14 protein-coding genes are annotated in these 15,007 nt (G+C 66.4%); 8 read left to right on the forward strand and 6 right to left on the reverse strand.

All coding sequences use genetic code 11. The features are described from left to right. Window positions 1-18: 18 nt before the first annotated feature. A complete protein-coding gene (locus tag WT97_RS20040; protein WP_060354222.1) occupies window positions 19-342 on the reverse strand; it encodes a hypothetical protein in 324 nt (107 codons plus the stop codon). A gap of 143 nt (window positions 343-485) precedes the next feature. Here WT97_RS20040 and WT97_RS34620 point away from each other — a divergent pair, with 143 nt between their 5' ends. Both WT97_RS34620 and WT97_RS20045 read left to right on the forward strand, forming a co-directional pair. After that, window positions 486-635 carry a hypothetical protein gene (locus WT97_RS34620; protein ID WP_179949798.1) on the forward strand — a complete coding sequence of 50 codons (150 nt, stop codon included), beginning with the start codon at window positions 486-488 and terminating at the stop codon, window positions 633-635. Between the two features lie 295 nt (window positions 636-930). Then, complete coding sequence (locus WT97_RS20045) at window positions 931-1,563, forward strand: LysE family translocator (RefSeq protein WP_060354223.1); 633 nt, start codon at window positions 931-933, stop codon at window positions 1,561-1,563. Window positions 1,564-1,635: 72 nt separating this feature from the next. Here WT97_RS20045 and WT97_RS20050 read toward each other — a convergent pair whose 3' ends face one another. Beyond that, a complete protein-coding gene (locus tag WT97_RS20050; RefSeq protein WP_059794895.1) occupies window positions 1,636-3,264 on the reverse strand; it encodes an NADP-dependent glyceraldehyde-3-phosphate dehydrogenase in 1,629 nt (542 codons plus the stop codon). Window positions 3,265-4,197: 933 nt separating this feature from the next. Here WT97_RS20050 and WT97_RS20055 point away from each other — a divergent pair. Next, entirely contained in the window at window positions 4,198-6,327 is a 2,130-nt protein-coding gene (locus tag WT97_RS20055) for a TonB-dependent siderophore receptor (protein ID WP_060354224.1), read from the forward strand. An 85-nt stretch (window positions 6,328-6,412) separates the two neighbouring features. Here the strand turns inward: WT97_RS20055 and WT97_RS20060 are convergent, their stop codons facing one another. Beyond that, window positions 6,413-7,360 carry a LysR family transcriptional regulator gene (locus WT97_RS20060; RefSeq protein WP_059503920.1) on the reverse strand — a complete coding sequence of 316 codons (948 nt, stop codon included), beginning with the start codon at window positions 7,358-7,360 and terminating at the stop codon, window positions 6,413-6,415. Between the two features lie 289 nt (window positions 7,361-7,649). On the opposite strand from WT97_RS20060, the gene WT97_RS20065 reads away from it, so the two are divergent. After that, window positions 7,650-8,678 (forward strand): DUF1338 domain-containing protein, encoded by a 1,029-nt coding sequence (locus WT97_RS20065; RefSeq protein WP_060354225.1) that lies wholly within the window; start codon window positions 7,650-7,652, stop codon window positions 8,676-8,678. Window positions 8,679-8,922: 244 nt separating this feature from the next. Here the strand turns inward: WT97_RS20065 and WT97_RS20070 are convergent, their stop codons facing one another. The 3 genes from WT97_RS20070 to WT97_RS34625 form a co-directional block, all read right to left on the reverse strand. Then, the gene (locus tag WT97_RS20070; protein ID WP_034205539.1) at window positions 8,923-9,120 is read right to left on the reverse strand and encodes a CsbD family protein; all 198 of its coding nucleotides are present in this window, start codon (window positions 9,118-9,120) and stop codon (window positions 8,923-8,925) included. Window positions 9,121-9,173: 53 nt separating this feature from the next. Beyond that, window positions 9,174-9,524 carry a BON domain-containing protein gene (locus WT97_RS20075; protein ID WP_059794883.1) on the reverse strand — a complete coding sequence of 117 codons (351 nt, stop codon included), beginning with the start codon at window positions 9,522-9,524 and terminating at the stop codon, window positions 9,174-9,176. A 69-nt stretch (window positions 9,525-9,593) separates the two neighbouring features. Beyond that, window positions 9,594-9,758 carry a hypothetical protein gene (locus WT97_RS34625; RefSeq protein WP_179949403.1) on the reverse strand — a complete coding sequence of 55 codons (165 nt, stop codon included), beginning with the start codon at window positions 9,756-9,758 and terminating at the stop codon, window positions 9,594-9,596. 383 nt (window positions 9,759-10,141) lie between these two features. Between WT97_RS34625 and WT97_RS20080 the strand changes: the two genes are divergently transcribed. The 4 genes from WT97_RS20080 (at window position 10,142) to WT97_RS20095 (ending at window position 14,952) form a co-directional block, all read left to right on the forward strand. Continuing rightward, a complete protein-coding gene (locus tag WT97_RS20080) occupies window positions 10,142-11,674 on the forward strand; it encodes a helix-turn-helix transcriptional regulator (RefSeq protein WP_034205537.1) in 1,533 nt (510 codons plus the stop codon). A 141-nt stretch (window positions 11,675-11,815) separates the two neighbouring features. After that, window positions 11,816-12,007 (forward strand): CsbD family protein, encoded by a 192-nt coding sequence (locus WT97_RS20085; protein WP_027782241.1) that lies wholly within the window; start codon window positions 11,816-11,818, stop codon window positions 12,005-12,007. Window positions 12,008-12,424: 417 nt separating this feature from the next. After that, window positions 12,425-13,576, forward strand: a complete 1,152-nt coding sequence (locus WT97_RS20090) for a branched-chain amino acid ABC transporter substrate-binding protein (protein ID WP_060354226.1) — start codon at window positions 12,425-12,427, stop codon at window positions 13,574-13,576. Window positions 13,577-13,779: 203 nt separating this feature from the next. Beyond that, window positions 13,780-14,952: an FAD-binding oxidoreductase gene (locus WT97_RS20095; RefSeq protein ID WP_059503912.1), complete on the forward strand. Its 1,173-nt coding sequence runs from the start codon at window positions 13,780-13,782 to the stop codon at window positions 14,950-14,952. Window positions 14,953-15,007 lie beyond the last annotated feature (55 nt).

Genomic DNA, 15,007 nt, shown 5'->3' on the forward strand with positions numbered 1-15,007 from the left:
GCGATCCGTTGCGCCGGCTCACACCGGATAGGCGTCGTCGACCTTCAGGTTCGCGAGCCGGAACAGCGTGCGCAGCGTCTGCGGATGAATGTCGCGGTGCGCGGCGAGCGACGTCAGCATGAAGTCGAGCACCTTCGCGTAGCGGAGCAGCACGAGGCAGCGCGCGAGATCGGGCGCGCGGCCGCGCATGTCTTCGGCGAGCGTGACCATTTGCGTCGACAGCGTGCGCGCCATCTCGAGTTCCATCTGCTGTTTTTCGGTCCAGTCGGGCAGCGGCTGTTCGAGCACCTTCGCGAGGAAGACCTGGAACGACGAATCGGACGAGTTGGGCTGCGCATCCATGAAGAGCCTCGTTGCGTGTGCATACGTACGGGCGTATCCGCGGACGCGCCCGAGGGTGAATCATGTCCGCGCAGTCCCGCGCGCGGCTTCTGCCCGAACGGAATGCAGATTCCGTACCAGCGCCGCCAGACGATTGTTGAGCAATGTTGAGCCGCGATCCGCCGTCGGTCGGCGAGTCCCGTCGGGACTGGATTGCGCAGGCGATCGAGGAGGATATCTACGGGCGCGAGGTGGACTGCGTCGGGCGCCCGAAACGGCGCGCCGACGCGAAATGCTTCACGGATGTAACGTAACGCGGGCCTCGGGCGCGTCGCGCGTTTCCCCTGCGAACGGCCGGAACGACGCGTGCCGTGCGGTTCCGCCGCGCCCGCCGTGCGTCCGCCGACGGTAAACCGCTGCGCGGAACGTGTGCTGTCGCATCGCGCGAACGGCGGCGAGCACGCCGGTTGTTTCAAAACAGAGACGGTCCGGCGGCGGGCGATCGGTTGCGTGGCCATCCAACTGGCCCACCGATCGGACGCACAATTGTCCATGGGCAGAAGGCGCAGGTTTGCCAACAATCTCCGGATCGTCCCCGCGAGATTCGACATGAGCGCCCATACCTTCGTCTCGGCCAACCTGCTGCTTGCCTACACGGCCTATTTCATCGGCACGGCCAGCCCCGGGCCGAGCAATCTCGCGATCATGTCGGTCGCCGCGAACCAGGGCCGCAAGGCGGCGCTCGCGTTCGCGCTCGGCGTGATTTCAGGGTCGATGTTCTGGGCGACGGTCGCGGCGCTCGGCATATCGGCCGCGCTGCTCGCGTGGTCGAAGCTGCTGGTCGCGATCAAGGTCTTCGGCGGGCTGTACCTGCTGTGGCTCGCGTTCAAGTCGGCGCGCACGGCGCTGTCGGGCCCGCCGTCGGCATCGGCGAATGCGGCGCGCGAGCAGCGGCTGTCGCGCTTCTACGTGCGCGGCGCGATGCTGCATCTGACCAATCCGAAGGCGATTCTCGTGTGGGTGTCGATCGTCGCGCTGTCGTCGAACGGCGCGGGCGGGGCGCACGGCGCCGTCGTCCCGGGCTGCCTCGCGATCGGCTGCATGGTGTTCGGCGGCTATGCGCTGGTGTTCTCGATGGACGGTGCGCGGCGGCTTTACGTGCGCGGCCGTCGCGCGATGGAAGCATGCCTGGCCGTCGTGTTCGGCGTGGCGGGCGTCCGGCTGCTGGTGACGAACGTCTAGCAGGGCGACGCATGCCGGAAGCGCCCCGCTGCACCGGCGTGCGACGGGGGCCCGGCATCGATCAGGACGGCTTCAGAAAATGAAGCCCGTATTGATGAACTTCGAGTGGTGATCCGACACGATCGAGTCGAGCAGCTGCTTGCTGGCGTCGGTCTGCTTCGCCGCGACCATCGAGCGGATCGAGAACGCGCGCAGCGCATCGCTCACCGACAGCGTGCCCTCGGCCGAATCCTTGCGCCCCGCGAACGGGAACACGTCGGGCCCGCGCTGGCACTGGCAGTTGATGTTCACGCGGCACACCTGGTTCACGAGCGGATCGACGAGCGCGCCGATCTGCGCCGGATCGGAACCGAAGATGCTGACCTGCTGGCCGTGATCCGACGTCGTCACGTAGTCGAGCGCGGTTTCCACGTCGTCGAACGGCGCGACCGGAATGATCGGCCCGAACTGCTCCTCGCGGTACAGCTTCATCCCCTCGGACACCGGATACACGACGGCCGGGTAGAACAGCGTCTTGCTGAATTCCCCGCCCGAACGATTGACGACCTGCGCGCCCTTCGCCTTCGCGTCGTCGATCGCGTCGGTCATGTACGCGGTGCGATGCATGCCGGGCAGCGGCGTGATGCTGACGCCTTTTTCCCACGGCATGCCGATTTTCAGCTGTTCGAGTGCGGCGGTGAAGCGCTTCAGGAATTCGTCGACGATCGAGCGATGCACGAGCAGCATCTTCAGTGCGGTGCAGCGCTGGCCGTTGAACGACAGCGCGCCGAGCAGGCACTCCTTCACGGTGAGGTCGAGATCGGCGTCGGGCAGCACGATCGCCGCGTTCTTTGCGTCGAGGCCGAGGATCGCGCGCAGCCGGTGCGACTTCGGGTGCTGCTTCTTCAGGTGATCGGCCACCTTGCTCGACCCGATCAGCGCGAGCACGTTGATCTTGCCCGACGCGAGCATGTGCGGCACGACCACCGCGCCCGGCGCGTAGATCGTGTTGATCACGCCCTTCGGGAATGCGTCGCGGAACGCCTCGAGCAGCGGCTCGAACAGCAGCGTGCCGTACTGCGGTGGCTTGAACACCACGGTGTTGCCCATCAGCAGCGCCGGAATCAGCGTCGCGAACGTCTCGTTCAACGGATAGTTGTACGGGCCCATGCAGAGCACGACGCCCAGCGGCGTGCGGCGGATCTGGCCGATCGTGCCTTCCGCGATCACGAAGCGCGAGTTCGTGTTGTCGAGCTCCTTCAGCGCGTCGATCGTCTGCGTCATGTAGGTGACGGTGCGGTCGAATTCCTTCTGCGAATCGGCGAGGCTCTTGCCGATCTCCCACATGATCAGGTTCACGACGAGTTCGCGCTGCGCGACCATCCGCTTGATGAAGTCCTGCATGCACGCGATGCGCTGCTCGACCTTCATCGTCGGCCATTCGCCGCGGCCGGCGTCGTACGCGCGCACCGCGGCGTCGAGCGCCGCGTCGCTTTCCGTTTCGCCCATCACCGGGTAGCTGCCGATCTCGACCTGCTCGACGCTGCCGTCCGCCTGTCGCACGCACACGGGCGACAGCACGGTCTTGGTTGCGCCGTCCCACGGCCGCAATTCGCCGTCGACGAGCGACACGCGCTGGTGAATCGGCGAAGCCAGCCGGAATTCGGCGGGGATGTCCTGTAAGGCGGGAAACAGGTGCTGCAGGGAGGCGGAATCGGGCATGACGGTCTCGTTTGACGGGGTGTCCGGGAAGGGACGGGCGAAGCGAATCCTGAGCTGAACGGTCCTCGATCCTGAATCCGCATCATGACGCGCACGCGACGGCGCGTCACGCGCAAATAGCGTCGATTCAGCGAATGGAACCAGTTCCATTTAAAAGGAACGCCGCAACGAATGCAACATGGGTCGATACGTGCCGCAATGACAGAAAGCATTCCGAAAGAATGTGTCCGAATCCCGGATATAACGGCCGTGGTGCAGACGCAAACGTTTTACTTCTGCCGAATTGCGTGGATAATGGCGCAGCGCGGCGAGGAAAAAAATGCAGCGAGCCTGAGAGCAGACGTAGTGAAGAACAGAAGAAGATCCGCCGCGTTGCCGATACGAGGTCGGCTGCCCGGAGCGCCGGGTCGGGGTTGCCCGGTCCGGCGCACACCGGACCGTTGAGTCCGTTCCGTCTGCTCGATCCGGTCCTTCGCGATCCTCTCCAGTTTCCCCGTCGTCGTATCCCGATTCCCGCGCGTTACCGATCGTTGCCGCATGAGGCGGCCGATTCGAATCTTTCGTTTCTATTACGAAACAAGCCGCTCAAGGGCCCGAAACGGAAAGGCATTCGTCAGGAATGCAGAGCGCGATGCGCGCTCACGTTGCGGCCAGGCGACACGTTGAAAATTAACTAAAAACACGAATCATTCTCGTTTATTATTTCGCCGCATTACGAGCCGTGACGGGGCGTCACGGCTTTTTTCGTGCCGGCTGAGCCGCCCGGCAGCGATTCGTACCGGCCGCTCGCCGCACGGACTGCGCGACGGGGCAATCCTCCACGCGCATCGTCGTTTTCGCGAAAAGGGCGTCGCCGGCCGATTCGACGCGCGACGTGCGCGCGGGCCGGCGCGTTCTCGTTCGCCGTTTTCTTCACCACCTTCTACGTTCACGATGAAACTCAACACGAGCGCGTGCCATGCGCTTCTGATTGCCACGTCGCTGGCCGGCGCCCGCACTTCGTTTGCGCAGGCGGCCGACGCCGCGGCGACCCTGCCCGCGATTTCCGTCAACGCGGCCGCCGAGCATGCGTCGTACGACGGCGGCCATTCGCGCGCGGCGACCAAGACCGACATGTCGCTGATGGACGTGCCGCAGACCGTGAACGTCGTGCCGCACGCGGTGATCGAGGATCAGAACGCGACGTCGCTGCAGGACGCATTGCGCAACGTGCCGGGCGTCGGCTTCTCGGTCGGCGACGGCCAGCGCGACCAGATCACGATCCGCGGCTTCAACAGCATCACGGACCAGTACGTCGACGGCATTCGCGACGATGCGTTGTACTACCGCGACCTGTCGAACGTCGAGCGTGTCGAGGTGCTGAAGGGGCCGGCGGCGGTGCTGTACGGGCGCGGCTCGGCGGGCGGCATCGTGAATCGCGTGCTGAAGCGGCCGCAGGCGACCCCGGTGAACGACGTGGGCGTGACGCTCGGCACGCGAGGCGAGCGGCGCGGCGAATTCGACCTCGGCTGGAACCCGAACGACGCCGCGCGCTTTCGGATGACCGGCGCGGCCGAGAATTCGAACAGCTTCCGCGACCGGTTCCAGCTCAACCGGCAGGCGATCGCGCCGTCCGCGCAGTTCAAGCTCGACCGCGACACGGTGCTGAACGTCGAATTCGACTATCTGCACGACCGCCGCACGTCCGATCAGGGCCTGCCCGCGTATCGCGGCCGGCCTGTCGACGTGCCGATCAACACGTACTACGGGTCGGCCGACGGGGGGAACAGTTCTTACAACGACGTCTCCGCGAAGAGCGCGACGGTGTCGCTCGATCACCGCTTCGACGATTCGCTGTCGTTCCACGGCGCGATCCGCGCGTACGACTTCTCGCTCGAGCGGAAAAACTACGTGACGTACGAGCCGATCAAGACGGCCGCGCACCCGGTCGTCACGCTCGACCAGTCGACGCGCCAGCGCACCGATCACGGCATCGACGGACTGTTCGAGCTCACGCAGAAGACGTCGCTGTTCGGCATGCGTCACGAGCTGCTGTACGGGCTCGAGCTGTCGCAGCAGCAGAAGTTCGACACGATCTACAGCGTGACGAAGGTCGCGACCTACGATCTCTTCAATCCGCAGCCGGTCGTGCTGCCCGGCGTGCCGACCGGCGCGCGCGCGAAGACGAACGCGTCGACCGTCGTCGGGCTCGCGGGCGTCTACGCGCAGGATCTGATCTCGCTGACCGAACACTGGAAGGTGCTCGCGGGCCTGCGCTTCGACTACCTGAACCAGACCCGCCACGACTACACGTCGTCGAACGTCAATCTCGAGCGCACCGATCATGCGTGGAGCCCGCGCGTCGGCCTGATCTACGAACCGCTCGACTGGCTCACGCTGTACGGGTCGTTCAGCCAGTCGTTCTCGCCGCTGGCCGACACGCTGATCAGCTCCGGCGCGTTCTCGAACGGCGCCGCGCTCGCGCCGCAGAAGACCACCGCGTATGAGGTTGGCTCGCGCTTCGACCTCGGCGGCAAGGCGACGGCCAGCGTCGCGCTGTTCGACATGCGCCAGACCAACCAGCAGATCGGCGATCCGGCGAATCCCGGCTATGCGCTGCCGATCGGCACGCAGCACGTGCGCGGGATGGAGCTCGGCTTCACCGGCGAGATCGCGCCGAAGTGGTCGGTGTATGCGGGTTACGCGTACCTGAACGGCACGGTGGACGGATCCGCGCAGTCGACGGCGGCCGGCCTCGCGGTGTCGAGCAACACGCCGGGGCTGATGCCGCGCCACAGCGCGAACCTGTGGCTCAAGCGCGAGCTGCCGTACGGCTTCTATGCGGCGGCCGGCATGCAGTTCCAGTCGGCGCGCTACACGTCGGCGAGCGATCTCGTCACGCTGCCGTCGTTTACGGTGTTCAACCTGGGCGCCGGCTATCGGAGCAAGAAGGTCGACGTGACGCTCACGCTCGACAACCTGTTCAATCGCCGCTACTTCATCGCCGCGCACGGCAACGCGGACCTGTACAACATGCCCGGCGATCCGCGTACGCTGACCGCCACGGTGAAGTGGCACATGTAACGCACGCGGTGCGTGACAATGCGGTTGCCCGCCGCGCAGCCGCGCAGCCGCGCGATGACGCCGGCGCGCCGGCGCGACGGCGCCGTTACTCGACGTCCTCGTCGTCTTCCTCTGCGGCGTCGTGCGCGTCGCGCTCCGGCGCCGCATACGCGCTCGCCTGTTCAAGCAGCCAGCTGCGGAACGATTCCAGCGGCTTGCTGTGGCTGAGCTCGGTCGGATACACGAGGTAGTACGCCGAATCGCCGACGGTTGCCGCATCGCACGGCACGACGAGGCCGAGCTGCTGCAACTGTTCCTCGACGAAGAACTTCGGCACGAGCGCGACGCCGAGCCCGGCCGCGGCCGCGCTGATCAGCATCGTGTGCAGTTCGTAGCGCACGCCCTGCATCGTGCGGATGTCCTCGACGCCGTGCGTCTCGAACCACTGCGCCCACGCGCCGGGGCGCGTCGTCGAGTGCAGCAGCGGATACGCGAGCAGATCCTCGACGCGCTCGACCGGCCCGTCCAGCAGCGCCGGCGAGCAGATCGGCACGACTTCCTCGCCGAACAGGTAGTCGGACGACGTGCCGGGCCAGGTCGGCTTGCCGTAGTGGATCGCGGCTTCGAAGTGCGTGTCCTCGAACGAGAACAGGTCGGTGCGGCTGCCCATGTTCACGCGCACGTCGGGCGTGCGGTCGTAGAAGCTCTTGATGCGCGGGATCAGCCAGTGCGACGCGAAGGTCGGCAGCACCGCGAGCTCGAGGTAACCGCCGCCGCTGCCGTGCGCGATGATCGACAGCGTGTCGCGGTCGAGCGTTTCCAGCGCGCGCCGCACTTGCGTGCCGTACAGCTTGCCGGCCCGCGTCAGCACGACGCGCTGCTTCACGCGCGCGAACAGCCGCACGCCGAGGCTCGCCTCCAGCGTCGCGATCTGCCGCGACACCGCGCTTTCGGTCAGGAACAGTTCCTTGGCCGCGTGCGTGAAGCTCTCGTGGCGGGCGGCGGCTTCGAAAGCCACGAGCGCGCCCATGTTGGGGATCTTGAATTTGCGCATGATGTCGGGGGCCGTTTAGAGATGGAACGTCATGGGAACGGGGTATTCCATCTCTAAACGGGCCCTTGATTTGTCTGACGAGAAGGGATCCTTGCGGCGTCGGGGTGAAACGCCTGCGAAGAACCGGCCGATAATTCCAAAAACTCATCACATATCAATTTAATCTCGCTTTACGCCCCGCTGCAACCCTTTGAATAATGCTTCCCGTGCAAGGCTAGGCGCCCGCTGGGCGGCCGGCCGACGAATGGCCGGCACGTTTGCCGGCGGGCCTTCCGAGACGAGAATCCTGATGCGCAATCCGAATATCGACAGCTTGCTGACGAAGCTGCTGGGACAGGCGAAGACCGACGCCCTGTTCTCGACCCTGAACATGCCGGCCATCCTCGAAGAATGGGAAGACGGCGTCGTGACGCGCGCGGAAATCGCGCAGGCGATGAACATGGCGCTGTTCGAAGGACTGCTCGAGCGTTCGGCGAACGGCCGCGCGTACACGGCCGACACGATCGAAAGCGGCGGTTCGGTCTATTTCGACCACGGCGCGCTGCGCACGGTGCGCTGGCCGCACACGGGCGCGCTGCCGCCGGGCGAGGCCGCGTTCACGCGCATCCTGCGTCCGCTCGGCTTCCGCCTGAACGGCCGTTACCCGCTCGACAAGCTCGGCATGACCGGCCGGGCGTACGCGCATGAGGACGCGCCGGACGAAATCGCGCAGTTCTTCGTCAGCGAACTGCATCCGGAGCGCTTCTCGAAGGAATTCCAGCAGGCCGTGACGAATGTCGTCAGCTCGTCGCGCGACCCGTTGTCGCCGGCGGCCGTCGCGCTGCTGTGGGAAGTCGAGCGCGAAGGCTGGCTGTCGCTGGAAGACGCGCACGCGTTGCTGCCGGAAATCGTCGGCGCGTTCGCGCGCCAGCACGATCTGCCGAACGAGCTCGACTATGAAACGCTGCTGATGGAATCGGCGGAAATGGCGTGGATCGCGACCGAAGGCAATGCATTCAACCACGCGACCGACCGCGTCGCCGACGTGTTCAAGCTGGCCGAAGACGAGAAGGCGAAGGGCCGGCCGATGAAGCCGGAAGTCGAACGCTCGCGCTCGGGCCGCGTGTTCCAGACCGCCTATCGCGCGGATACCGTCGAGCGCGAGTTCCGCACCCGCGACGGCGGCACGGTGAAGCGCAACGTGCCGGGTTCGTTCTACGAGTTCATCACGCGCAAGCGCACGTTCGACCAGACGGCGCGCCGCTGGGTGACCGACCTGCGCTTCGACGCGGGCAACGCACAGGGCATCTTCAAGATGACGGCGAACGCGGCGAAGTAAGCGCGACGCGTCACGTACCGCATGCAAAAGCAGACGGGCCGGCGGCTGGGTTTCAGCCGCCGGCCCGTTTTCGTTCGTCGACGGGGCGTCGCGTGCGTCAGAAGAGGTGCGTGACCAGATAAAACAGCACCAGCAGCCCGATCGGTACGCCGAGCAGCCATGCGATCAGATACTTGCCCATGTCGTTGTCCTCCTCGTGGCCGCGACGCGGTGCGCGTCGCGGCGGGGTGAGACGACTGGCGCGTTACAGCTCGCGGTCGAATTCCTTCAACTGCTTCTCGGCTTCGTCGCGGGCAATGCCGTAACGCTCCTGGATCTTGCCGGCCAGATAATCGCGATTGCCTTCCGCGACCGCGAGATCGTCGTCGGTCAGTTTGCCCCATTTGGCCTTCAGCTTGCCGGTGAGCTGCTTCCACTGGCCCTTGATCTTGTCTTCGTTCATGGTGTGCTCCTTTCGTAAGGGGAGAAAAGTGCGGCACGCGGCCGCGTGATGGTTCAGGCCTTCGCCTTCAGGCCGGACGCGTCGACGTGCTTCACGCCCTTGATGGCGCGCGTCACGGCGACGGCCTTCTTCACGGCGGTCTTCGTCGGCAGCACGCCCGTGAGCGTGACGACGCCGTCCACCGTCTTCACGCTGATGTCGGTGCTTTTCACGCCGTCGGTGGTCGCGAGCTCACTCTTCACCTTGGTCGTGATCCATGTGTCTGTCACCGGCTGGCTCGATTCGGTCGCCATGCCGCTGTCGGTCGACGAGGCCTGGGCGTGCGCGTTCGTGAGCGGGGCAGCGGAAAGCAGGAAGGCCGCGCTGACGGCGAGCAGTGTCGAAAGGTGCGAGGTCTTGTTCATTGATGTTCTCCTTCGATTGGCGGGTGAATCAATGGGCGAGCACGGATCGTTCCCGTGCGTTCCCGGGCCTTAGCGGGCGATCGGCGTGTCGTAGCCGGGCTCGCGCGGCGGCATGTCCGGCCGCGGCACGTCGGGCGGCAGCGGCACCGGCGGGTCGGTGCCCGGCGCCGGTTCGGGCGGATTGTCCGGGGGCGGTTCGGGCCGCGTCGGATCGGGTGTCTGATGCTGTTTCATCCGGGTGTCCTCCTCTGCGGTATGAAAGGGCAGCGCATGAGCGCCGATGCAGTACCAGCGTACCGACGCGAACGCGAGCGGACATCGCGCAAATTCACCTGATCGGCTAGTGCGTTTGCACCGGGGACGGAATGAACGGGCGAACTCGCGACGTGCACCATGATCCGGGCAACGCCGCACGACGGGCGCGCGGGCCGCATTGTGCCGTTCGGCGGGGCACCGCACGATCGCGAGCGGCGTGCGAATGTACTATTCGAGATAGTGCATCCGCGCCTGTCGGGCCGTTGCGCGGCACGCGATCATCGCCGCACGCGCCGGCCGGGGCGTGCCACTGCAACGGGCGCTCGGCCGGCGCTCATGTCGACGACAGGGACAACGATTCGATGAACGAACAAGTAGACGAACAGGCGCTCAAGTCGCATACCGACCGGCGTCAACTGCACCAGATCATCGCCGGGCTCACCGAGGGCGTGATCCTGATCGAACCCGACCAGCGGATCGTCTGGGCGAACGAGGCCGCGCTCGCGATGCACGGCGTGACCGAGCTGAAGGCGCTCGGCGCGGACGTCACCGAATACCGCGAGCGATTCCGGCTGCGCTACCGGAACAACCATCCGGTGCGCGACGGCCACTATCCGATGGATCGCGTGATCGCCGGCGAAGAGTTCAGCGACGTGACGGTCGAGGTCGAATCGGCGGCCGACGAGTCGGTGAGCTGGGTTCACCGCATCCGCAGCCTGGTGCTGACGAACGCGGCCGGCGCACCCGATTGCCTCGCGCTCGTGCTGCACGACGCGACCGAATGGGCGAGCGCCGAGGAGCGCTTCGAGCGCACCTTCAACGCGAATCCGGCGCCGGCCGTGATCTGCCGGCTCGACGACTTGCGCTACGTGAAGGTCAACCAGGGCTTTCTCGACATGACGGGGTACGCGCGCGACGACGTGCTCGGCCGTTCGGTGTACGAGATCGACGTGCTCGAACAGGCCGAGCGGCGCGAGCTTGCGATCGAGCGGCTCGGCGAAGGCGCGACGATCCCGCAGATGGAAGCCGTGCTGAAGCTTGCCGACGGCAACACCAAGGCGGTGGTCGTCGCCGGGCAGCCGATCGACATGAACGGCGAGGCGTGCATGCTGTTCACGTTCATGGATCTCGAGCCGCGCAAGCAGGCCGAGCGCGCGCTGATGCAAAGCGAGGAGCGCTTCGCGACGGCATTCCGGATGGCGCCGGTCGCGACCGCGATCGTCACGGCCGACCGTTTCGAGCTGCTCGACGTGAACGACGCGTTTGCCGCGCTGACGGGCCACGCGCAAGGCGACCTGCTCGGCAAATCCGCCGACGAGATCGGGCTGTGGGCCGAGCGCGGCGTGTGGTCGCGCGTCGAAGGCCGGCTCGCGCGCGACGGCAACGTGCGCAATGCGGACGTGCAGATCCGCACGCGCGACGGCGACGTACGCGATTGCGTCGTGTCGGCCGACCCCGTCGCGATCCACGGGCGCGACTGCCTGCTCGTCGCGCTGCTCGACATCAGCGACCGCAAGCGTACCGAGATGGAGCTCGTCTATGCGATCGAGACCGCGATGCAGGATGCGTCGTGGTTCAGCCGCACGCTGATCGAGAAGCTCGCGAACGTGCGGCGCGCGAATGCGCCGGATGCGGGTGCGCAGCTGTCCGACCTGACCGCGCGCGAGCGCGACGTATTCGACCTGCTGTGCCACGGCCTGGCCGACAAGGAGATCGCCGGCCGCCTCGGGCTGGCGCCGAACACCGTGCGCAACCACGTCGCGACGATCTACGCGAAGCTCGACGTGCACAGCCGCGGCGAGGCGATCGTCTGGGCGCGCGAGCGCGGGATCGTCGGCGCGGCCGAGGCGAACGGCGCGCGCGGCGACAAGGGCGGTGCGAAGGGCAAGGACTGACCGCGGCGGTACGAATGCACCAGGCGCACTGGTGCATCCGCATCTGCCGCCCGCGGCGCGTGCTTGCGATCCTGTCCACTCGGCGGCGCCGTGCAGGGGCGCGGCATCGCCGGCTTTCCTCAACCATCGCAGGAGACGACCATGGACAGGAATCGCATCGAGGGCAAGCTCAAGCAGGTCAAGGGTTCGGTCAAGGAAGCACTCGGCAAGGTGACGGGCGACCGCGAGACCGAAGCGGAAGGCGTGGCTGAACAGCAGGCCGGCAAGCTTCAGGAGAAGGCCGGCGAGGCCGCCGACGCGGTGCGCAACCACAAGGGCACCGATCGGCACTAATCGATGACGCGGCGCCTCGCAGGCGTCGCGAAGGCCAGCCGGCGTTGCAACGATGATGCGTTGCCGGCATGACCATGGCCGGCCTTTATCCAGCGGCGCGGCCGCCATTCCCCCGCTGAAGACTTCCATCCACGGTCCACGGACGGACGGGCCGTGGATCGGCCATGACCACGGAACTTGATGACAAATCCTCACAACGTAGTTCCGATATTTCGTTTGCTGCACGGGTATTGGCTACCCACAATCCATTCACCTCTTTCGCGATGAAAGGTTCTTCGGAGACGGAGCCGCGGTAATCGTCCGGCCGGATCGGCGCGTCGCACGCGCCGCGGCACGGAAAGGCATCACCGGCGCGCAGGAGGTTGCCGACGCGCGACCCTCGCGCGTTGCATCCCGACCCTCAGAAGAAGGACTGCCATGACGTTCCGCATTCGTTCGCTTTCCGGCGTTGCACTGACCGCCGCGCTTCTCGCGTTCCAGACGGGCGCGGCCCGGGCGCAGGAGACGATCGTCAAGGTCGGCGTGGCCGGCCCGCTGACGGGCGGCGGCGCCGCATACGGCAAGGACATCGAGAACGGCGTGCGCATGGCGGTCGACGAAGCGAATGCCGCGCGCACGACCGTCGGCGGCAAGCCGGTGAAATTCGTCATCGCGTCGCAGGACGACCAGAGCGATCCGCGCACCGGCGTGCAGGCCGCGCAGCAGCTTGCCGACGCGCAGGTCGCCGTCGTGATCGGCCACTTCAATTCGGGCACGACGCTGCCCGCGTCGAAGATCTACGCGAAGGCCGGCATTCCGATGATCACGCCGTCGGCGACCAATCCCGACATCACGCGCGCCGGGCTCGATACCGTGTACCGCGTGATCGCGACCGACACGCAGAACGCCGGCAATGCCGGTGCGTATGCGGCGAGCGTGACGAAGGCGAAGCGCATCGCGATCATCGACGATCGCACCGCGTTCGGCCAGGGCGAGGCCGACGAGTTCGAGAAGGCCGTGAAGGCGAACGGCGGCACGATCGTCGCGCGGGAATTCACGAACGACAAGGCCGTCGACTTCAGCGCGCAGCTCACGAAGATCAAGAGCACGAATGCCGACCTCGTGTTCTTCGGCGGCCTCGACGCACAGGCCGCGATGCTCGTGAAGCGGATGCGCCAGCTCGGCATCCGCGCGCAGTTCCTCGCGGGCGGCGGCGTGATGAACGCGAACTTCATCAGGCTGGCCGGCAACGCGGCCGAAGGCGCGTCGGTGTGGGAGTACGGGCAGCCGCTGTCGCGGCTCGCGAAGGGCAAGCTGTTCGAAACGAAATTCAAGCAGAAGTACGGCGTCGACATGCTCGCGTATGCGCCGTTCGCATACGACGCGACGTGGATCGCGATCAATGCGATGCAGAAGGCGAACTCGACGAAGCCGGCCGATTTCAACGGCGCGCTCAAGGGCACGCGCTACGACGGCATCACGGGCACGATCGCATTCACGAACACGGGCGACCTGAAGAACCCGAGCTCGACGCTGTATGAAGTGAAGAACGCCGCGTGGCAGCCCGTCACGACGAAATCGGCGGACTGAACGCAACACGGGCGAGCGGGCTTTCGCGGCGATGCCGGACGTGCTGAAATAGCCGAAGCGATCGTCGAGGAAGCCTGCCCGCGCGACGCCGCGCGAGTCGCGGCACGAACCACCCACGGGCGCGGCCGGCTGGCGAAGGGCGGCGCCAAGCCCGTCATCGGCGTGAGCGGCCCCAAGCCTATTACGTGCAACCGGAGTCAGTCGTGAGTTCTCAAGTCGTCATCGTCGGCGGTGGTGTGATCGGCAGCTCGATCGCGTATTTCCTGCGCGCCACCGATCCCACGGTCGCCGTGACCGTCATCGAACGCGATCCCACCTATGCGAGATCGTCGTCGGCGCTGTCGGCCGCGTCGATTCGCCAGCAGTTCTCCACGCCGCTGTCGATCGAGATGTCGCTGTTCGGCATCGACTTCCTGCGCACGATCGGCGAACGGCTCGAAGTGGACGGCAACCGGCCGTCGATCGATCTGCACGAAGGCGGTTACCTGTTCCTCGCGACGCCGGCCGGCGACGCGACGCTGCGCGAGAATCATGCGCTGCAGACGCGCCTCGGCGCCGATATCCGGCTGATGGACGGCGCCGCGCTGCGCGCGAAGTTTCCGTGGCTCAACGTCGACGATCTCGTGTCGGGCGCGTACGGCGTGAGCGGCGAAGGCTGGTTCGACGGCTACGGGCTCGTGCAGGCGCTGCGCAAGAAGGCGCAGGCGCTCGGCGCGCGCTACGTGGCCGCCGACGTGAAGGACGTCGTGCGCGACGGCCGCAGGATCACGCACGTCGTGACGGGCGACGGCGAGCGCTACGCATGCGACACGCTGGTCAACGCGGCCGGCGCGTGGACGCGCACGCTGTCGTCGATGATGGGCATCGACATTCCCGTGTATGCGCGGCGGCGCAGCATCTTCAACGTATCGTCGCCGGCGAAGCTCGCCGATTGCCCGCTGCTGATCGACCCGACCGGCGTGTATTTCCGGCCGGAAGGGCGGACGTATATCTGCGGCACGTCGCCGAGCCCGGATCGCGACCCGGACGACCTGCCGCTCGACGAAGTCGATCACGCGCTGTTCGACGACGTGATCTGGCCGACGCTCGCGCACCGCGTGCCGGAATTCGAGGCGCTGCGCGTCGAGAATTGCTGGTCCGGTTACTACGAGTACAACGTGTTCGATCACAACGCGATCATCGGCTACCACCCCGAACTCGACAACGTCGTGTTCGCGAACGGCTACAGCGGCCACGGGCTGCAGCAAGGGCCGGCGACGGGGCGTGGCGTCAGTGAACTCATTCTGGGCGGGCGTTACGACACGCTCGACCTGTCGTCGCTCGGCTGGGCGCGCGTGCTCGAAAACCGGCCGATCGTCGAGAAGAACGTCGTGTAGCACGGCGTGACGGCCCGGTATGGGGTGGGCGGGATTCTCCTTGTGTCTCAAACCC

This window comes from Burkholderia sp. MSMB1459WGS (assembly GCF_001534535.1).
Classification (GTDB): Bacteria; Pseudomonadota; Gammaproteobacteria; order Burkholderiales; family Burkholderiaceae; genus Burkholderia.